17 protein-coding genes are annotated in these 20,308 nt (G+C 49.8%); 10 read left to right on the plus strand and 7 right to left on the minus strand.

Features of this window, described 5'->3' with window-relative positions; genetic code table 11:
- Nucleotides 1-138: 138 nt before the first annotated feature.
- Nucleotides 139-546, plus strand: coding sequence for a ferric iron uptake transcriptional regulator (gene fur, locus B4E62_RS10530; protein ID WP_310074599.1), 408 nt, complete (start codon nucleotides 139-141; stop codon nucleotides 544-546).
- A 199-nt stretch (nucleotides 547-745) separates the two neighbouring features.
- Here fur and recN read toward each other — a convergent pair whose 3' ends face one another.
- Both recN and B4E62_RS10540 read right to left on the minus strand, forming a co-directional pair.
- Nucleotides 746-2,413 (minus strand): DNA repair protein RecN, encoded by a 1,668-nt coding sequence (recN, locus tag B4E62_RS10535; protein ID WP_310074598.1) that lies wholly within the window; start codon nucleotides 2,411-2,413, stop codon nucleotides 746-748.
- 111 nt (nucleotides 2,414-2,524) lie between these two features.
- Entirely contained in the window at nucleotides 2,525-4,144 is a 1,620-nt protein-coding gene (locus B4E62_RS10540) for a methyl-accepting chemotaxis protein (RefSeq protein ID WP_310074597.1), read from the minus strand.
- 425 nt (nucleotides 4,145-4,569) lie between these two features.
- Between B4E62_RS10540 and grpE the strand changes: the two genes are divergently transcribed.
- The 7 genes from grpE to B4E62_RS10575 all read left to right on the plus strand — a co-directional run bounded on the left by grpE (nucleotide 4,570) and on the right by B4E62_RS10575 (nucleotide 11,024).
- Nucleotides 4,570-5,139 carry a nucleotide exchange factor GrpE gene (grpE, locus tag B4E62_RS10545; protein ID WP_331352044.1) on the plus strand — a complete coding sequence of 190 codons (570 nt, stop codon included), beginning with the start codon at nucleotides 4,570-4,572 and terminating at the stop codon, nucleotides 5,137-5,139.
- A gap of 187 nt (nucleotides 5,140-5,326) precedes the next feature.
- Nucleotides 5,327-7,258 (plus strand): molecular chaperone DnaK, encoded by a 1,932-nt coding sequence (gene dnaK / locus B4E62_RS10550; protein WP_331352045.1) that lies wholly within the window; start codon nucleotides 5,327-5,329, stop codon nucleotides 7,256-7,258.
- 144 nt (nucleotides 7,259-7,402) lie between these two features.
- Nucleotides 7,403-8,521, plus strand: a complete 1,119-nt coding sequence (gene dnaJ / locus B4E62_RS10555; RefSeq protein ID WP_310074593.1) for a molecular chaperone DnaJ — start codon at nucleotides 7,403-7,405, stop codon at nucleotides 8,519-8,521.
- A gap of 138 nt (nucleotides 8,522-8,659) precedes the next feature.
- Nucleotides 8,660-8,992: a multidrug efflux SMR transporter gene (locus tag B4E62_RS10560; RefSeq protein WP_331352046.1), complete on the plus strand. Its 333-nt coding sequence runs from the start codon at nucleotides 8,660-8,662 to the stop codon at nucleotides 8,990-8,992.
- A 5-nt stretch (nucleotides 8,993-8,997) separates the two neighbouring features.
- On the plus strand, nucleotides 8,998-9,510 hold the full coding sequence (locus tag B4E62_RS10565) for a M23 family metallopeptidase (protein WP_331352047.1): 513 nt from the start codon (nucleotides 8,998-9,000) through the stop codon (nucleotides 9,508-9,510).
- An 84-nt stretch (nucleotides 9,511-9,594) separates the two neighbouring features.
- The gene (locus B4E62_RS10570) at nucleotides 9,595-10,395 is read left to right on the plus strand and encodes a CPBP family intramembrane glutamic endopeptidase (RefSeq protein ID WP_331352048.1); all 801 of its coding nucleotides are present in this window, start codon (nucleotides 9,595-9,597) and stop codon (nucleotides 10,393-10,395) included.
- Nucleotides 10,396-10,520: 125 nt separating this feature from the next.
- Nucleotides 10,521-11,024: an RDD family protein gene (locus tag B4E62_RS10575; protein ID WP_310074585.1), complete on the plus strand. Its 504-nt coding sequence runs from the start codon at nucleotides 10,521-10,523 to the stop codon at nucleotides 11,022-11,024.
- A 97-nt stretch (nucleotides 11,025-11,121) separates the two neighbouring features.
- On the opposite strand, the gene B4E62_RS10580 is transcribed toward B4E62_RS10575, so the two are convergent.
- The 3 genes from B4E62_RS10580 to B4E62_RS10590 are packed head-to-tail and all read right to left on the minus strand — an operon-like array spanning nucleotide 11,122 to nucleotide 13,388.
- Nucleotides 11,122-12,033: a TlpA family protein disulfide reductase gene (locus tag B4E62_RS10580; RefSeq protein ID WP_331352049.1), complete on the minus strand. Its 912-nt coding sequence runs from the start codon at nucleotides 12,031-12,033 to the stop codon at nucleotides 11,122-11,124.
- Between the two features lie 33 nt (nucleotides 12,034-12,066).
- A complete protein-coding gene (locus B4E62_RS10585; protein ID WP_310074581.1) occupies nucleotides 12,067-12,513 on the minus strand; it encodes a carboxymuconolactone decarboxylase family protein in 447 nt (148 codons plus the stop codon).
- A gap of 47 nt (nucleotides 12,514-12,560) precedes the next feature.
- Entirely contained in the window at nucleotides 12,561-13,388 is an 828-nt protein-coding gene (locus tag B4E62_RS10590; protein ID WP_331352050.1) for a helix-turn-helix domain-containing protein, read from the minus strand.
- Between the two features lie 162 nt (nucleotides 13,389-13,550).
- On the opposite strand from B4E62_RS10590, the gene B4E62_RS10595 reads away from it, so the two are divergent.
- A complete protein-coding gene (locus B4E62_RS10595) occupies nucleotides 13,551-15,020 on the plus strand; it encodes an OmpA family protein (RefSeq protein WP_331352051.1) in 1,470 nt (489 codons plus the stop codon).
- A 245-nt stretch (nucleotides 15,021-15,265) separates the two neighbouring features.
- Nucleotides 15,266-16,123 carry an AraC family transcriptional regulator gene (locus tag B4E62_RS10600; RefSeq protein WP_331352052.1) on the plus strand — a complete coding sequence of 286 codons (858 nt, stop codon included), beginning with the start codon at nucleotides 15,266-15,268 and terminating at the stop codon, nucleotides 16,121-16,123.
- 104 nt (nucleotides 16,124-16,227) lie between these two features.
- On the opposite strand, the gene B4E62_RS10605 is transcribed toward B4E62_RS10600, so the two are convergent.
- The gene (locus B4E62_RS10605; protein ID WP_310074572.1) at nucleotides 16,228-17,019 is read right to left on the minus strand and encodes a hypothetical protein; all 792 of its coding nucleotides are present in this window, start codon (nucleotides 17,017-17,019) and stop codon (nucleotides 16,228-16,230) included.
- A 244-nt stretch (nucleotides 17,020-17,263) separates the two neighbouring features.
- On the minus strand, nucleotides 17,264-20,269 hold the full coding sequence (locus tag B4E62_RS10610; protein WP_331352053.1) for a discoidin domain-containing protein: 3,006 nt from the start codon (nucleotides 20,267-20,269) through the stop codon (nucleotides 17,264-17,266).
- Nucleotides 20,270-20,308: the final 39 nt, after the last annotated feature.

Here is a 20,308-nt window from a genome sequence, read left to right on the forward strand (position 1 = left end):
GCAAGCGGTGAGACTGAATGCTAAGACAAGGGCCAGAAAAACACGGCTGGCTAATTTCATCCTAGGGCTTCCACTAACGAAAATGAACGCGGATAATACCCGAACCACAGGAACACTGAGAAGGGTTTGGGGGAAATAATGGCAGACGGTAACCACGAACTGCGCAAAGCGGGTCTTAAAGTGACCTTGCCACGTGTGAAAATTTTGCAAATGCTCGAATCCTCTGAAAAGCATCACATGAGCGCGGAAGATGTGTACAAAGCGCTGATGGAACAAGGTGATGATGTAGGCTTGGCGACTGTCTATCGGGTGTTGACCCAATTTGAGACCGCCGGTTTGGTAGTGAGACACAATTTTGATGGCGGCCATTCAGTGTTTGAAGTAGCGCGCGGCGAACATCATGATCACATGGTCGATATAGATTCCGGCACCATCATTGAGTTCCATAATGATGAAATTGAAGCCTTGCAAAAACGTATCGTAGCGGAGTATGGTTTCGAACTGACCGATCACAGTTTAGTGTTGTATGTGAGAAAGAAACGTTAGTGCGAGAAAGGCAAGTGTTTAGGTAGCGATGTTTTTGGTGAGTTGTTTCCAAGTAACCCTGTTCCATGTAACAAAGTTAGTGCTAGATGCGGTAAACGTTAGTGCTTTATGAAAGAAAACGTTGATTTGTTTTACCCGCTTGAGGGCGCGATTTATCGCGCCCTTTTTATTTTCAACGGTTGCTCGCCCGGCATTTTTGCTACAGCGCCAGCATTTCACGTGCGTGCGCCAGGGATTGATCGGTAATTTTCAAACCTCCCAACATGCGCGCAATCTCTTCTACTTTGCTTTCCCCTGCCAGTTCCACCAGAGTAGATTCCGCACTCTTTTTGCTGGATGTCTTCACTACCTTCAGATGCTGATGGCCTTTGCTCGCTACCTGCGCTAAATGCGTTACGCAGATAACTTGCCCGCGCGCTCCCAATTGCCGCAATAGCTGACCAACCACATCACCCGTAGCGCCGCCAATACCGACATCTACCTCATCAAACACCAGCGTCGGGGTGGCCGAAGTTTTGGCGGTAATCACCTGAATGGCCAAGCTAATTCGCGATAATTCGCCACCCGAGGCGATTTTAGCCAGTGGTCGCGGCGCTTGGCCGGGGTTGGTGCTGATTAAAAACTCCACGTCTTCCAAACCATTGGGGCCGGGTTTATCGGTAAGCGGGAGCAGGCTGACACTAAGGTTGGCATTGGTCATCGCCAATAATTTGAGTTGTTCATTGACTTGCTTGGCGAGGCTGGTGCCCGCTTTACTGCGTTTGGCTGATAGTTGTTCAGCCAATTGACGATAGGCTTTTTCAGCCTGCGCAACCTGCTGCGCGAGTTGGTCGAGTTTGCCATCTCCACCCTGCAACTGCTCCAGCTCTGCACTGAGTTTCTCAATAAACGCTGGCAGCTCTTCCGGCTGGATACGGTGTTTGCGCGCCAGGTCATAAATCGCTGACAGGCGATCCTCAACCACAGCGAGGCGCGCCGGGTCGAGGTTAAAACTATCTATATGGCGATCAATTTCATGCTGCGCTTCTTCGACCTGGATCTGTGCACTGGTCAGCAGCTCCTCCGCCGTTTGCAATGCCGCCGATTTCTCAGGCAGGTTGCGCAAAATATGCAGCGCGCGATGCAGGTTTACACTCAAACCCTGCTCGTCATCGCCGCAAAACGCCGCCAACTGCTGGCTGCCGTGCAGTATCTCTTCAGCGTTGGCGAGGCTGCGCTGCTCGGCCTCCAATTTGGCCTGCTCACCCGGTTGCAAGCCCAACTGTTCCAGTTCGTTAAATTGATAGCTGAGCAGTTGGAAGCGCGCACTCACATCGGCAGCGTTATCGCGCAGGTGGATAAAGTGTTCGAGCCGGCTCTGCCATTCGCGGAAGGCGAGGCGGACTTGTTTGGCGAGGTCGGTCTGACCGGCAAATTCGTCGATCAGGCGGCGATGGGTATCTTTGATCAGCAGTGATTGGTGCTCGTGCTGGCTGTGGATATCAATCAGCATCTCGCCCAGAATTCGCAATTGCTGCAAGGTGACCGGTTGGCCATTGATATAAGATTTGGATTTGCCCTCGTTGTTGATCAGGCGGCGCAGCAGGCATTCCTGCGGGTTATCGGGCTGTTGCAAATCCATATTGAGTAGCCATTCCTGGGCGCTGGGAATGGCACTGGTATCGAAGGTCGCGGTGATGTCGGCGCGGCTGGCGCCAGTGCGCACCCGGTCTGCTTCGGCGCGGTCGCCCAGCGTGAGTGCCAAGGCATCTAGCACAATCGATTTACCCGCCCCCGTCTCACCCGTAATCACCGTCATACCGGGTTTGATATCCAGATCGAGCTGGTCAACCAGAGTGAAATTTTGGATGTTCAGATGAGTAAGCATGGGCGCCTCGCAGGTGTTGCCGCAATAAAATAGCCAGACACTTAATAAGAATAAATGTCTGGCTATTTATACAGTATCTGCGGTCTGGGTGGCAAGTCGAAGCTGGTTCAATTACAGGCGGAAACCTTCCAGTTGGCGGCTGAGTTCATCGGAGGCATCACGAATTTGTTGTGATGCCATCAGTGTGCCGCGCGCTGCATCTTTAGTGCCCAGCGACGATTGCTCGACCTGGCTGACATACTCCAAAATCAAACTGCTCGCCTGTACATGTTCGATCAGCGAACTGCCGATATGCGCCACCATCTTGGCGACTTCATCCGTCTCGTGGCGCACGCTCTCCACAATTTCACCGCCTTGGCGGGTTTGGCCAATACCTTCTTTCAGTTGTACCACCATGTCATCCATATTTTGTTTGGCGACGCGGCTGGAGTTCTGCACGGCGGTAATAGTTTCGCTGATTTCACTGGTCGCTTGCGTTGTACGCTGGGCGAGTTGGCGCACCTCGTCGGCTACTACCGCAAATCCGCGCCCCTGTTCACCTGCGCGCGCTGCTTCAATCGCGGCATTGAGTGCGAGCAGGTTGGTTTGGTTGGCGACTTCGCTGATCACTGAAATCACCGCCGAGATACTGTTAATCCGGTTGGCCAGATCATCAATGCTGCCCTGGGTCTGGATCACGCTATTATCGATTTCCACAAAACTTTTCACCGCACTGGAGATCAATTTTTGCCCCTGGGTGGCCGTTTTGGAGGCGTGGTCAGTCTGGTTGGTGGCGACTTTGGCCTGCTGCATTGCATCCTTGGTCTGCATATTAAATTCTTCGGCCGAGGAGGCAATCTTGATGGTATTGATGCTCTGGTCTTCTGCCATGGCAGTACTGGTTTCGGCCTTGTGGACTATGTCATCGCTGATCGAGTGCAGGCGCGCCACCATTTGCGATATGCCGCCGATCACCTCACGCAGCGCATGGCGCATACGCACCACCGACCCGTAAATACTGTCTTCCGGCGCCTGGCGTACATCGCGCTCGGTCAGATCGCCGCCCGCTACTGCGCGCACCAGCGTCAGCACCTCTTTCAATTCAGCGCCCAGGCCTCGATCCAGTTTGCGCGCAAACAATACCACCGGCACCACTATAAATAGCATCACCAGCAAACAGACCGTTAGTTGCCATTTGGCGGTTTCCCAAAAACGGGCATTTACCTCGTTAAAGCCTATTCCTGTGCCTACTACCCAGTTCCAGCGTGGTGAAAGTTTGGCGATAGAGAGTTTGTCTTCAATGGTTCCGTCATCCAGTTTTTTGGTCCACTTGTAGCGCGCGAGTTGGCCATTGGCCTTATCAACTGCCTTTTGCAGAATCTCGCCCACACTGTTGCCCTTGCCATCTTTAAATTCGTGGAAGCTGGTCCCGTGGATTTGTGGATCGAGCGGTGCTGCAACAAAGTTCAGCTTCTCATCGGCGACGTAAACGTATTCCGACTTGTGATAGATGTTGTTGCGCAACAGCGTGGTGGCGATTTTTTTGGCGGTCTCATCATCCAGCTCGCCGCGTGCGGCCATCTGCTCCATCTGAATGACTGTGGCGTAAGTGCTATTGAGCAACTGCTCTACCCGCGCAGCATTGTCCTGGTTGCTCGTGTAGCGCACGGTGTACAGGCCGATCAGCATAATTCCCAGTAGGCCGATTAGAATTTGAGCAGAGACGATCCAGATTTTGACGCGCAGTGACATTGTGCCCCCTGGGAGTGGCTAAGTTATAAACAGGTGTTGTTTGACCTTAGGCGCAAGGGACAACGTTGTCAAATAGTATTTAAACGTATAAGTTCGACTTTCCGGCCCAAATGGTTATTAAGGTTCGGATTCACTCTTTTGACGCATTAATCAACGGTTGCGCACCTGAGTTGTGCGCCTTTTTAAGATGGTTTTCGGTGGGTTGTGACCGCCGGGGTCGGTATAAAAAATCCTGTTTTGAGTATAGGTAGTAATCTATCGCTGCCAGCAAATTGGTCGCGCTTATTTAGTGTTACGGCCAGGCCGGGAAAAACTTTGGCGACAAAAACTTGAATCCCCCCGCGCCAGCCCCATATAGCGTCCACAGTAATTCAAGCGGATCAGTGTTTTACCTGCATCCGCCCAACCTGCGATGGAGTACCCAAGTGTCAACCCAAGACTATAGCGATATCCAAAACACCGCCGAGCCGCTCAATCCGGCTGAAGATGCTGCCGAGCAGGCACAAGCTGCCAACGAGCCCAGCCTGGAAACCCTGCAGGCGCAACTTGCAACCTTGGCAACAGCCTACGAGTCTGCCAAAGAGCAATCCCTGCGCTCGCAAGCCGAGGCGCAAAACGCCCGCCGCCGCGCTGAGCAAGATGTTGAGAAGGCACACAAGTTTGGCTTGGAAAAAATGGTCAACGACTTGTTGCCAGTTGTCGATAACCTGGAGCGCTCGCTCGCCGCTATCGATGGTGGTAATGAAGCTTTTGCCGCAGTGATTGAAGGTATTCAGCTTACCCACAAATCGTTTGTCGATGCCCTTGCTCGCCATCAAGTCATTGCAGTCAGTCCGGAAGGTGAGCCGTTTGACCCGAATTTGCACCAAGCGGTTTCTGCTGTCCCCAATCCGGATGTAGAACCCAACACCGTACTTACCTGCTTCCAAAAGGGTTACACCTTGCACGGTCGCCTGATTCGCCCGGCGATGGTAGTGGTGTCCAAAGCACCCTGATTGGCAACAAAAGGGCGCACAGGAAACCACAAACAATATGAGGATTTTTGGTGCGCTGGACTTGAATTAATTTCACTCGCGCCAATATAGAAAATAACTGCCGATAGCGGCAAGAAACCAACAATTCAGTGCACTTTATTTGTGTAATTGCACTTAGCACCACATAGCAATTTTTAGGAGCAACACCATGGGCAAAATTATCGGCATCGACTTGGGTACCACCAACTCTTGTGTATCTGTACTTGAAGGCGGCAAACCAAAAGTGATTGAAAACGCCGAAGGCGATCGCACTACGCCGTCAATTATTGCATTCACCAACGACGATGAAATTCTGGTGGGACAATCTGCCAAGCGTCAATCAGTCACAAACCCGCACAATACCTTGTACGCGGTTAAGCGTTTGATCGGCCGTAAATTCAAAGACGATGTTGTGCAAAAAGACATCTCCATGGTGCCTTACAAAATTGTTGCAGCCGACAACGGCGATGCATGGGTAGAGGTAAAGGGCGATAAAAAAGCACCGCCGCAAATTTCTGCTGAAGTATTGAAGAAAATGAAAAAAACCGCTGAAGATTATCTCGGCGAGACTGTAACCGAAGCAGTAATTACCGTTCCGGCTTATTTCAACGATTCACAACGTCAAGCAACCAAAGATGCCGGCCGCATCGCAGGTTTGGATGTAAAGCGTATCATCAACGAACCCACCGCTGCAGCACTCGCATACGGTTTGGATAAAGGCGTGGGCGACCGCACTATCGCGGTATACGACCTGGGTGGTGGTACTTTTGATATTTCGATTATCGAAATTGCAGATGTAGATGGCGAGCATCAATTCGAAGTGCTTTCAACCAACGGTGATACATTCCTTGGTGGTGAAGACTTCGATATGCGTTTGATTGAATTCCTTGCGGAAACTTTCAAGAAAGATACCGGTATCGATTTGCACAACGATCCACTGGCGCTGCAACGCTTAAAAGAAGCGGCAGAAAAAGCCAAGATCGAATTGTCATCCAGCCAGCAAACCGAAGTGAATCTGCCCTACATCACTGCTGATGCATCAGGTCCGAAACACTTGGTAGTAAAACTGACTCGCGCAAAATTAGAGTCGCTGGTAGAAGATTTGGTTACTCGCTCTATGGAGCCAGTAAAAACCGCGATCAAAGATTCCGGTAAATCCTTGAGCGAAATCGACGATGTAATTTTGGTCGGTGGCCAAACCCGTATGCCACTGGTGCAAAAAGCCGTTGCAGATTTTTTCGGTAAAGAAGCGCGTAAAGATGTAAACCCGGATGAAGCAGTAGCAATCGGCGCTGCAATCCAAGGTTCAGTATTGTCAGGTGATACTACCAACGTATTGTTGTTGGACGTTACTCCGCTGACTCTCGGTATTGAAACCATGGGCGGTGTTGCGACTCCGTTGATCGATAAAAACACCACGATTCCTACCAAGAAATCGCAAATTTTCTCGACCGCGGATGACAACCAAACTGCTGTGACTATTCACGTAGTGCAAGGTGAGCGTAAGCAAGCGTCGCAAAATAAATCACTCGGTCGTTTTGACCTGAGCGATATTCCACCGGCGCAACGCGGCATGCCACAAATTGAAGTGACTTTTGATATCGATGCCAACGGTATTTTGAACGTAAGCGCGAAAGACAAAGCCACTGGTAAAGAGCAATCCATCGTGATCAAAGCTTCTTCCGGTTTGAGTGACGATGAAATCCAGAAAATGATCAAAGACGCAGAAGCCAACGCTGATGCTGACCGTAAATTTGCTGAAGTCGTTACCGCGCGCAACACTCTCGAAGGTTTGATCCATGCAACGGAAAAAACCCTGAAAGAAGCGGGCGATAAAGCGACTGCAGATGAAAAATCGGCGATTGAAGCGGCGTTGACTGAAGGTCGCGATGCAGCCAAGTCAGAAGATCTTGCTAAGATCGAAGCAGCAACAACCAAGCTGACTGAAGCTTCAGGCTCACTTGCGCAAAAACTTTATGCTGAGCAACAAGCGGCAGGTGCAAATGCTGGCGCTGGTGCACAGCAAGCCGGTGGCAACAGCAAAGCAGCAGATGACGGCGTAGTGGATGCTGAATTTGAAGAAGTGAAAGAAGATAAATAATTCAAGTATGGGTATAGCGTAAGCGATACCCATCAATGAATTAACGGGATAAAAAACAAATGCGGGCTTGCCCGCATTTGTCATGTAAGAAGCAAATGAATTATTAACTGAAATGCAAAATACATTTCTACTACCGGTGTAACCATGGCAAAACGCGATTACTACGAAGTCCTCGGCGTCAAAAAAGATGTAGACGCAGCAGAATTGAAAAAAGCTTACCGCCGCGTGGCGATGAAATTCCATCCGGATAGAAACCCGGACGATCCCTCTGCGGAAGAAAAATTCAAAGAAGCAAACGAAGCCTACGAAGTACTTTCCGATGACAACAAACGCGCTGCTTATGACCGTCATGGTCACGCGGGCGTTGATGGTCAGGCGGGCATGGGTGGCGGTGCTGGCTTTAATAATTTCAGCGATATTTTTGGCGATGTGTTCGGCGATATTTTTGGTGGTGGCGGCGGACGCGGTGGTCGCGGTGGCCCTGCGCGCGGTTCCGATCTGCGCTACAACCTTGAACTGAGTTTGGAAGAAGCCGTTAAAGGCACCAGCGTCCAAATAAAAGTGCCTACACTCGTCAGCTGTAAAACCTGCGACGGCTCAGGTGCAAAACCCGGTAGCAAACCCGTTACCTGTACAACCTGTGGCGGGCACGGTCAAGTGCGTATGCAACAGGGCTTTTTCTCGGTGCAACAAACCTGCCCTACCTGTCGCGGGCGCGGCACTATTATTTCTGATCCATGCAAATCCTGTCACGGTCAGGGCCGCACTGAAGAAACCAAAACCCTTTCCGTTAAAGTGCCAGCAGGTGTGGACACTGGTGACCGCATTCGCTTATCCGGCGAAGGTGAGGCGGGCGCAGACGGTGGGCCAAGCGGCGATTTGTACGTGCAGGTGCACGTGCGCGAACACAATATTTTCAAACGCGACGGCGCCGATTTATATTGCGAAGTTCCCATCGATTTTGTCGATGCTGCGCTCGGCGGTGAGTTGGAAGTCCCCACACTTGATGGCCGCGTAAAATTAAAAGTTCCGGCCGAAACCCAAACCGGCAAACTCTTTAAATTGCGCGGCAAAGGTGTAACGCCGGTACGCGGCGGCGGAGTGGGCGATTTGCTTTGCCGCGTTGTAGTCGAAACACCGGTCAACCTCACCAGCAAACAAAAAGACTTGCTCAAGGAATTTCAAACGACCATGAAAGGCGGGAAATACTCGCCGAAACAGTCGAGTTGGTTTGATGGGGTTAAGAAGTTTTTTGGTGAGTAAGTAGATTTTTAAAAATAAAGGCCGATTCGAGAGAGTCGGCTTTTTTATTGCGCAGGCTTTTATAAATATCACAAGACTGTTTCTTCTCTGTTTCAGGTGCGACAATCTTTTAAGATTAATAAACGCGAGGTGATAACGATGAAGAGTTGGCTGTTTTTAGGTGTAGCAATTTTATCTGAGGTGATTGCAACTTCGGCCTTGAAAGCGAGTGAAGGGTTCTCCAAAACTACACCTTCAATGATCGTGCTAATTGGTTATGGTTTGGCATTTTATTTTTTGTCGCTTACCTTAAAAACTATTCCTGTTGGTGTTGCTTATGCCGTATGGTCGGGAGTTGGTATTGTTGGTGTCAGCATTATTGGGTTATTGGTGTTCAAGCAAAAGCTTGATTTTCCTGCGTTGCTAGGAATCGCATTTATCTTGATCGGCGTATTAATTATGAATGTGTTTTCCAAATCGGTTGCGCATTAGTCACCATGACCAAAAAACACAAGGCCTTAAAAATATTCCTCGTTATTTTTGTAATCATTTTATTCCTGCCTGAATTCCCCAAAGTCCCCGTACAAAATGCCACTGCAAAAGATTGGAATGCAAAATCCTTTTGGTTTGAGCCTTGGGGGAAATCCGGTGTGCATAAGGGAATTGATATTTTTGGCAAGATGAATACACCGATTCTATCGACTACTTATGGGCTGGTGATTTTTGCGGGCGAGTTGCCGCGCGGTGGCAAAGTGGTTGCAGTCTTGGGGCCTAAATGGCGAGTGCATTATTACGCGCATTTAAATGTAGATTCAGTGTTTATCGGTGAGCCTGTATGGAGCGGTAAAACGATTGCGAGCTTGGGCGATACCGGTAATGCCAAAGGAAAGCCGCCGCATTTGCATTATTCTGTTGTGACGCTGGTGCCTTACCTCTGGAAAATTGATGGTACATTGCAGGGGTGGAAGAAGGCGTTCTATCTTGATCCAGCGGCGATACTTTTACCTTAATGCGTTGGGCATCGCTGCGCTCAGCCTACGCGGCCCGACCTGCGCGGCCCGACCCAATCTACAGAACTTTGAAGAAAAATTATCGTGAATAAAAAAGAATTGATATGGGGTTTGGTGCTGACAGCTTTGGTTGCTGTGTTGGTCATTGTGGGTTGGTTGCCTTTGGCTAATGCGATTGGTCTCTTGGGGGTTGCCTGCCTTGCGTGGTTTTTCCGCAAAGAAGAATTAAATCGCTGGATTAAAGTCGGTTTGTTTTTATTACTGGTGCCTTTGGCATTTTGGGTGGCGAGTTATGAGCCGGAGGGATTTGCTTATCCGCTGTTGTTTAGTTTGGCGGACGATGCTGGAGAAGCTGCGCGCTATCAATTGTCAGTTGATTTTGCTAAAGGTATTGCCGGTTTTCTGTTGTTATATTTACTGTGGCCAAGGTTGCGCGCGAATGAATTTGTTGTGAGCGCAAGACTGTCACTTGTATTTATGCTTCTTGCGCCGCTATTTATAATCGGTGTGGCGATTTCGGTGTTGGGCTTGCAGTGGCAACCTAAACCGGTCGAACAAATCCTGCAGTTTGCGGTGGTGAGTTTGTTAATAACCTGCATAGCTGAAGAAGTGTTTATGCGGTTTTTATTTCAGCAGAATCTGCGCAATGCCATCGCAAGTTTTACAGCCAATCGCGCGCTGCAAGACATTATTCCGCTCCTGCTGGTGACAGGGGTTTTTGTGGCGATTCATGCAGGCATTAGTGGTGCGGCTATTTGGGTGTATGCGCTAGTGGGATTTTTATACGGATTGAGTTACACACTGAGCAAAAACATCCTCTACCCGATTGCGATTCACTTTCTGGTCAACCAAATACACTTCTCGTTTTTGACCTATCCGCTTTAGTCTATGGTGGCGGTTATGATGGTTTATATGCCTTCTCATATTCCCAATTTCTAGCTATAGTTCCCAAGCGTTACAAAAAACATGCAGGTTGATCCCTCCGAATAAAACAGAAGCAGGAGCTTTTTATGAGTGACAATAACGTTTACAGCACCCCGCAATCCCAGCTTGTCAATCAAGTCGATGACAGTGAAAAACCACTGGCATCCCGTTGGGCGCGCTTGGGCGCTTCGATTATCGATTCCATCATCATGATGTTTGTCGTTATCCCGGCGATGTATTTTACCGGTGGTTTTGACGGCATTATGGAAGGGCGCGAACCTGGTTTTGTGTATATGTTTAGTATGGGGATCGTCAGTTTTATTGTTTTCTTTGCGATCAATTATCGATTCCTGGTGAGCAATGGCCAAACCATTGGAAAGAAAGTATTGGAAATAAAAATCGTTGACCTCAATGGCAATGTGCCGCAATTCCAACCTCAATTGTTGATTCGCTATGCCGTCTATTTGTTGCCAGGCCAAATTCCGATGGTTGGTCAGCTCTTTAGTTTGATCAACGTGCTGTTTATATTCAGCGCCGAAAAACGCTGTATCCATGATCTGGTTGCAAAAACCAAAGTGGTGCAATGCTAATTTTTTGATTTATTGTGATGTAAAAAGGGCGCAACATCAGAGGTTGTTTTTCTGATTGTTGCGTCCTTTGTATTTCTGCAATAAATGGTGCGATTAACTATTTTCCTTTCAATAATACTTCCACTCCTTTTTGTACCTTTCCTGCATTATCAAATTGCGTAAATCGCCCAATTTCTTTGCCGTTGTTAAATACAATAAGCGTTGGATATTCATTGGCTTTCAAGTGGCGAAATTGCTGGTTGTTATCGTCCATAGTAACGGCATAGGGAATATTGAATTTCTTAATGTAGTCGGCCAGATCGGTTTGCTCCGTCCACAGGTGGGTGACATAAGCCGTTAATGGCAACTTGGGATTACTGCGGTAGAGTTTATCTACCAGTTGCAATGAGTTGGCGCAGTTGCTGGACATCTCCGGGTGAATATCTTTCATATACCAATCGCACCAGGTTGCAGTGAAGTACACCACTGCGATGCCTTTGGGTAAGGCAGTGATGGGCGCTGTGTTAGTGGGTGTGAATGCAGTTGCTACGGTTGATGCATTGCTGGCGAGTTGTACTAATTTTTCCGCGAGTTGTGCATCGTCTTTATAAGTGGTGTAAATCACATCACCCTGCGCATTGATCAGTACATGAAAGGGCGTGCCTTTAAACTCAAAGTTGCCGGCGATGGTGCCATTGTTATCCATTAATATCGGGATAGTCAGTTTGTGTTTTTGTTGCAGCGAACGAATCGCTTCATCGGTTTCATTGATATTTAAATTCACCGCAAAGATGGCAATTTTATCACTGTATTTCTGATAAGTTTGTTCAAGGCTCGGTAGCTCGCGGCGGCAATCCAAACACCATGTTGCCCAGAATTTCAGGTAGATCGGCTTTTTGCCAATCAAGGCTTGCAGTGACACTGGCTGCTTTTCAAGGGTTTGATATTCTGCCTCAAATTGCAATGGCTTGGCGCTCAGCCAAGGTGACAATAACAATAATAAAACCAATAAAAAATTGGGTGCTTGCATTATCTCTCTCCTGTGATTGTAGAGTGTGGCCATTTAAAAATGGGGAGCAAAATTAAAACCAACCGCGATGCGGTTCCATGCATTAATAGTCGCTATAGCTGCACTCAAGTTGACGATTTCTTTTTCGCTAAAGTGTGCTGCCACTTCAGTAAAGCAGGCATCGCTTACAGGTTGGCCGGCAAGGTGGGTTAAGGCTTCTGTCCACGCTAATGCAGCTCGTTCACGCGCAGAAAAAATAGTCACTTCACGCCAGGCGGGCAGCACATCCAAACGGTGTTGCTGTTCGCCATCTTTACGCGCTTCGTTCGCGTGCATATGTTGACAAAATGCGCAGCCGTTAATTTGCGATGCGCGTAATTTCACTAAATGAATTAATGAGTGTTCCAATTCGCTGGCAGCGGCATCCCCTAAACCGATTAACGATTTGAGCAGTGCGGGTTGGAGTTTGTAAACGTCTGGTTGGTTAATACGTTGTTGCATGATGCGCTCCTGATGGGACTGTTTTTTGGAGGCTTCATGGTGACAAATCAGGGTTTGCCTGAATTGTATGTTTGCGACAGCTTGCGCTGGCGATACTCACCCGGCGTTTGTCTGGTGACCTTGTGGAAGTGGCGGATAAAGTGCGCCTGATCGTAAAACCCCGCGTCTTGCCCTATATCGGTAAGCGATTGCTCCGGCCGCTGGCTAATCAACGTGCGCGCGATTTTAACGCGGTGTAGTTGTTTGAGCTGGTTGGGGCTGAAGCCGACTTCCAGTTGAAATTTGCGCTCCAATTGCCGACGGCTGATCGGCAAGTGTTCGCTCAATTGTTCCAGCGGTTGTGGTGTAAGAATCAATTGCGGCAATAGCTGCTGAATGAATCCGATATTGGCGTTATTTTTTTTAACGCGATCAAGTAGCCACTGATCAATCAATGTTAAACGCTGGCTGACATGGGACAATTCAGCGAGTTGATCGCGCAATTGCAAGAGCGAGTGCATGGATAAATCATCTGCAGAAAGCTCACTCCCGATTACATCAGGCATGCCCAACCCGAGTAATTGGAATGCCCCACCGGGATGAAAGCGTATGCCCATTCGATTTGCCGATCCCTGAAAAATTATTTTGCCAACGGTTTGGGTGGCAAAGAAGGTTATGTCGGGATAATCGTTGGCGAAATTAAATACCAGCGTAGTGCCGCCATCGGGATATACAGTTTCACTGACGCTAGCCTCGGGCAGTCGATCTTGCTGTGCAATCCAATAACACTGCACCCACGGCCGCAGTTGCAGCGGTGGTGCGAAGCGCTGGAAGCCTAAATGCCCAAGGCTTTTAAAGAGGGCGTCGCTGACATTGGGAAGCAACTTGGCGGACATGAATTTTGTCTACACAGTGACGGTGTTCAAAGCATATTACACTGATACTGGTTTTGTGATTACTATTCATCGACTATTCAGTTTTTGACAGTAGTCTTGCCTACTCGCTGTCACAATGCATGCCCATTATTATCGCAATGTCATATTAACCAAGGAGTTGTTATGTCCCTTCGCCCCCTACCTTTGTTGGCCTTCGCTGCCACACTGATAAGCCCGTCGCTTTACGCGAGTTATGATCAGGATCATCCGCTGTTTGCTGCTTATCCGGGGGCGGATCTTGAACAGGCAAAAATGTATGACTATGAAAAATACGCCTTCCCGGTTTCTATTGTAGATGCCAGCAAAGAGCCCTACACCTTCACCCGATTAGATGCAGTGGGCGATTTGTATCTGCACAATTATGAAATTGAAAATGTATCGTCACTCAAGGTGTCTGAGAATTACATCGCTGCTGCAAAACAGGCTGGCTTTAAACACCTGTTTTCGTGCGCGCTTGAGGCCTGTGGCGATGAAGCTCAGGCAGCGGCATTAGGTACAGCGATTGCGGTGCGGGGCGATGTTTACAATCACTATCGCAAACCCTATTACTGGATAGGCGAGAAGGAATCGCCCAAGGGCAAAATTGTTGTGTCCTGGTTTTTTGGTTCCTACGAGGATAGTGTCAGCGTGCAACAAGTTATTCTTGAAGCCGAACCGCTCGAAGCCGGTTTGATAAAAGTCGATGCTGCCTATGCGGGATCAACTGCAGAGCCAGTAGCACCGCTGTCTGCAGACGACAAAGCAGAAGACAACCCCATGCTGCCGCGCTACCCGGGAGCAAAAATTTACAACCATAAAAAAATCGATACCGAAACGGTAAAGATTCCCTTTGCGATTAACGCCACAGAAAAAACGCCGCTGCAATTAACCGGTGATTTAACCAAGCACACTTACACGATTGAAAATGTTTCAACCTTAAAAGTGTATGAAAACTACAAGGCTGCATTAACCAATGCGGGATTTAATTTTATTTCCCAGTGTGAGTTAGCGCAGTGTGGCACTGAGTCACAAGCCGACAATTTGGGTGATCAGCTGGCGTTGTCGGGTGATGTGTATAACTGGTATCGCAAACCCTATTACCTGCTGGGTAAAAAATCCTTGCCGACTGGCACTGTCTATATCGCCTTATTTATCGGTGGATATGAATCGCAAGTGGGTGTGCAGCAAGTGATCCTGCAAGAAAAAGCCGTACAAACGGGTTTGGTGAGTGTGAATGCCGATGGTTTGAAACAGCAAATTGATGCGGATGGTAAAGCGCTGATTTACGGTATTTATTTTGATACCGGCAAAGCGGAGATAAAAGCCGAATCAAAACCTACGCTCGATGCGATTGCGGAATTGTTAAAACTCAATCCGGATTTGCTGCTCTATGTGGTGGGGCATACCGATGACACCGGCGATGGTGCGGCGAATGTAAGCTTGTCCAAACAGCGCGCGGATTCGGTGGTAGCTGCGCTGGTAAAAGATTATCAAGTAACGGCTAACCGTTTGCAGGCGCAGGGTGTTGGCCCTTACGCACCGGCGGGCAATAACACCAGCGATGCAGGCAAACAAAAGAATCGCCGTGTTGAATTGGTAAAACGTCTGCGTTAAGAATTTATCGGGCAAGTGTTAAACCAATCCCCGCCCCGGCGGGGATTTTTTTTGCTCCATTTTTTTGCTCCAACAAGTAGTTCCTTGCCATGTTGGATGATTTCTGTTCTGATAATCATGCCAATAAGCTAAGTCATATCAAACTATAAACCTGGCAACTCTAGCGAAACTCAGATTGGTTCATTCAATAATCCACATGCAGGCCGCGTGGGATTGTTGCTGTCTGAAATTTTGTGGAGCCAGCCATGAAGCCCATGTACGAAAAAGTCTTGCCCACCGAAAACTCCTCCTGGCGTTATTGGCTCTATGCGCTCGATGAAATTCCCTTCAACTGGCACTACCATCCCGAATATGAAATTTGCCTGACGCTCAACAGCTGTGGCCAGCGTTATATTGGCGATAACATTGCCAATTACAGCGATCTGGATTTGGTCCTGCTCGGCCCCAAACTACCGCACACCTGGCACTCTAAAGAATTAATTGCGCCGGGCCAGCATTTAACTTACGTGGCGCAGCTGCCTACCAGTTGGATTGATGCAGTGGTGCAAATGCCGGAATTAAAACCACTCGGCGATTTGCTGGCGAAAAGTAAGCGCGGAGTGGAATTTAGCCTTGCTACCGCACAGCAGTGTCGCACACATTTTGAAGCAATGGCGGATGCTACACCCATGCAGCGGTTATTGTGGTTGTTGGAAATTTTGCAATTGATGCTGGAGGATTCCAGCGCACGTATGATTTCCAGCGATGGTTATGCGCCGGTGAGTTTTGCTGATTCGGCGACGGAAAAAATTGATCGCGTTATTGCCTACATCCATCAACACTACACCAGCGATTTGTGCGCGGAGCAGATGGCCGCATTGGCACATATGAGCACCAATCACTTTCACCGTTTTTTTAAGCAGCGCACTGAGCAAACGTTTACGGAATTCGTCAATCAATTGCGTGTAGGCAAAGCCTGCTCATTATTGTTAACCACCGATTTTCCGGTGTCGGCAATCAGTTATCGCTGCGGCTTTAATAATATCTCTAATTTCAATCGCCGCTTTTTGCAACTCAAACATTGCACGCCGCGCGAATTCAAACGCAGCTATCAACATAATTGAAGTAACAGCCTAATTAATATTTAAACGAAAAAAAGGCCGCATTGCGCGACCAAAAATCGTCTCACGGGAGAGTGATTGGATTTAAACCATTGTTCTATTCACTATCAGTTGCACACTTGGAATTCCACAATGCCGGAACCTGAACCAAAACGCTGCATGGTGTATTTTTCCAAATCAATCAGGTAGCCATCGCCCGCAAGGTTAGCGGTGCAGCAGCCACTGCAATCTGAATCGGCACAAGCGTCGTACACTTTTGCAGTGATACGTTTATTGCCTTGGCGCAGGTTAATGGATTTAAGGCCGAGCCAGCTCCAATCTTTTAAATGCACTGCGGCGATATTATTGGCCATTACCCATGACTCAGGTTGTTTGCCGGAGATGCCATAAAAATATCCAGACCATAAACAACCGTTGTAAATGACGCACTCATCGCTACCCGGTGCGGGATAAGATTCGTAGTTGGTTAAGTTCGCGCGATACCAGGCTGCACCACAATCATTACCTGCAACAGAAGAACTTGATCTGCTGGAAGCGACTGACGATTTGCTGCTGGATTTGCTCGAAGCAACGGAAGATTTGCTCGAACTTTTTGCAGACGATGCCGGTGTGGATGACGCAGTAGTGCCATCGCAACTGCCCAACAATTTCCACTCCTGCCATTGGCCGGAATAATTTGCCGGGCTATGGCCTTGCGACCACCACTGGGCTTGGTAGGCTTTATTGCTTTGTTTAACTTGCGCACCGCCGTTGTAAACGCTACCGCTATTCCATTCCGCAATGCCGTTGCAGTTAACGGCCTGTACATTCAAACAAAAAAAACTGCTGCAGAGTGCGATAGAAAAAACGGCAAGCCGTTTAAGCGCACTCCCTGACTTATTGCTCACAAACTGGTTCATATTGACCTCGATATTATTGTTGGCTGTGGGATGTTCACATTGAAAGTTATCCCTGTTGATTAAGCGAATCCGTCATCCTGCGGTGATTCTGCCAAGGTTGGTCGAGGTAAAAATGTATTTTTGAATGCAAAACTGGCACTTTTCTATCAGCTCTTAAAAACTAAACACTGGCTCCAAAAAAAAGCCCCCGCGAATTTTTTACGCGCGGGGGCTTTTTGTTTAACAGTGTGTCAGCAGTGAAAAACTATTGTGGATAGCCGGTCACTCGCGGGGTTTGCACCGCAATTCCCGGTGGTGTCGGGTCGCCGGTATTATTGATCACCCGTTGGATGCCGCCATCATTGGTCAAGTTGACCGTCACCATGTGTTCGAATTTCACATTGGGTGATATTGGTGTTTCTATCGCCCGCGAGAGGAACACGTTCGGGCGCAAGAACACCGCATAGATTCCCATCCCGCGTGCGTCATGTTGCGTCACGGAATCGGCGACTTTGTACGACGCCCAACCATTTACACCTGCACCGCTGCGCCATTGATCTTGTGTGGGCGGATCGTAAGGAATTTCGGATTGGTAGAAATAGGTCTTGCCGTTGTTGCCGTTCCAGAGCACTTGATACTCCTGGTAATGCTCGACGAATAAACCGTACGCAGACACGTTATTGCCGTTCACCACCAAGCCGTTGGCGGCGGTATTCAAGTCCCAGGCGACACCATCACCATGGTCGGCGCGCCACAGCCAGGTGTGGTCGATAATCACATCGTTACTGTTTACCAACAGGCTCACGTTCGCGCGGCCAACGCCATTGCCACCCACGCGCACAAAAATATCGTGCAATACCGTCGGGTTGGATGCATGGCTGGCATTGCTGCCATTTTCACCGACGCGGATCAGAACCGGTGAATTGAGCGCATGGGCATCAACCATCAAGTGGGAGATAGTTACGCCATCGACATCGGCCACTTCCATTACGCTGTTACCATTGGTCGGGGTCAGGGTCGCATAGCCCATACCCAGCACAACGGTATTGGCGCGGTTGATTTTGATCGATTCCGCGAGAGGGTAAATACCGGGAGTGAGCAGCAGATTTTTGCCTTGGTTCAAGGCGGCGTTGATGGTGGTGGCGGTATCGACACCCGCGCGCGCCACGTAGAACTGGCTGATCGGCAGCGAGGTGCCGGCCGATTGGCCATTCGCCCAGGACAAGCCTTTGCTATTGGTGCGCAGCGCTGGCACAAACACCTCGTAATTGCTGCCGTTCAGGTAGAGGAATGGCTTCTCGCGTATCACGGGAGTGCTATCGATAAAGGTATTGGCCGAGGCAGGCCAGGTGCCGCCGGGCAGGTTGTTGGCGATCCCCAAAAACACCATATTCCACAGGCTGCCGGTCCAACTGCCCCACTGGCTGTTGCGTGATACCCACTGCTGTTGCGAGCCGGTGCCTACGTCGTAATCCACTTTGGAATCTGCCAACCAGCCGCCACTCGCCCAACCGCCGTAGTAGTGCAGGATCAGGTTGTTGTTGCGCACATGCATGCGGCGCATAGGAGCCGCTTGCGATACCGACCAGAGCATGCCGCCACCGGGTGGGGTGACCGAGAAGTTCTCGATGCCGCGCCAGAAGTTTTGCGTGGAGTTGTTGTTAGGCAGGACGGGATAGGAGACCACTTGCCCGACGATATGCACATCATCCGGCATCGCCCCCAAGCCGATCACATGGGTAAAGAAGCCGACCGGAATCTCTAGGTTGTAAGTGCCCGGTTTGAACATAATCGCGTCGCGCGGGGTGCCGAATTGGTTGTCGCGCTGGCGCTCGTAGATGTCGTTGATTTTGGCTTGCATCTGCGCCTGTGGCATGGCCGGGTCGAAAATCGTCACGTTGCTGCCGAAGTTGATAGCGTTGCTGTCGCTCTCGGTGGATACCGGAAAGGTCGCACTTGCCGCAGAAGCGCCGACGCGGTTGATCGCCACAACGGTAAACGAGTAAACCGTGTTGGGCGTGAGGCCGCTAATTACCGCATTGGTTGCAGTGGGTGATGCCACCAGCACGCCGTTTTGGTAGACGCGATAACCAGTCGCATTGCAGGGCGGAACCGAGGTAAAGGGCGCTGTCCAGGACAGGGTCAAAGCCGTGGTCGTCACACCGCTCGCATTCAAACCGCTCGGTGCATTGAGCACACTTCCACATTGGTCCGTCGATGATACTGATGAGGACGAAAGTGACGAAGAGCGTGAAGAGGGTGTCACGGAAGATGACGTTGCCGGTACCGATGATGACGTCGCTGGCGCTGAGGACGATGTTGTCGCAATCGATGAGGATTTGCTTGACGGTGCGACTGAGCTTGAAGGCGCGACTGACGACGGTGCCGAGGATGAGCCCGTGCCACCGCTGCGGCTGCCGTATACATCAAACTCCCACAGCGAATAGCCGTAACCCGTGCCGCGCGCCACACCATTCATACGCACATAACGGCCGCTGCCGCTGAGGTTGATTTCATCGATTCCACCGTCGCCGCTAGTGGTGGAGTAAATCGTTGACCAGTTAGTGGCGTTGTCTGACACCTGGATCTGGTACGACTTGCCATAGGCCGCCTCCCAGTTGAGCGCGACTTTGCTGATAGTCGCGCTGCTACCCAAATCGAGGCTAATCCATTCGGCGTCGTTAAAATTGCTGCCCCAGCGGGTGCCAGTATTGCCATCCACTGCGCTTGCCGCAGTAAAGCCGCCCTCTTGCGACGATGCCGTTACCGGTGCATTGCGCGAGAGCAGGCTCGCCGTTTGGCCAAATTGGCCGTACACCTGCATCTCCCACAGTGAATAGCCATAACCGTTCGCGCGCGCGGTTCCGTACATGCGCACATAGCGGCCGCTGCCACTGAGCGCGATGTCATCGATGCCGCCGTCGCTGTTGGTGGTGGAATAGATATTTGTCCAGCTGGTGCCGTTGTTCGATATCTGAATCTGGTAGGCCTTGCCGTAAGCTGCCTCCCAATTTAAGAGCACGCGGTTGATGGTCGCCACTGCTCCCAAATCCACGGTGATCCATTGTGGATCGGCAAACACACTGCCCCAGCGGGTGCCGGTATTGCCGTCAACTGCCATGGCGGCCGCCAATGCGGCACCTTCCTGCGTTGATGCTGTGACTGGTTTGCCTTGGGATAACAGAGTCTGCGCCGACGCTGTTGGGGAAAATACACACGCAGCCAAAGGCACTAAGATTGCCCCCAGCCGCACTAACTGCCGCTTTAACATGGTGGATACTCCAGAGTTATTTTTATTTAATGGAACGGT

The organism is Cellvibrio sp. UBA7671 (assembly GCA_002483145.1).
GTDB classification, from domain to species: domain Bacteria; phylum Pseudomonadota; class Gammaproteobacteria; order Pseudomonadales; family Cellvibrionaceae; genus Cellvibrio; species Cellvibrio fibrivorans.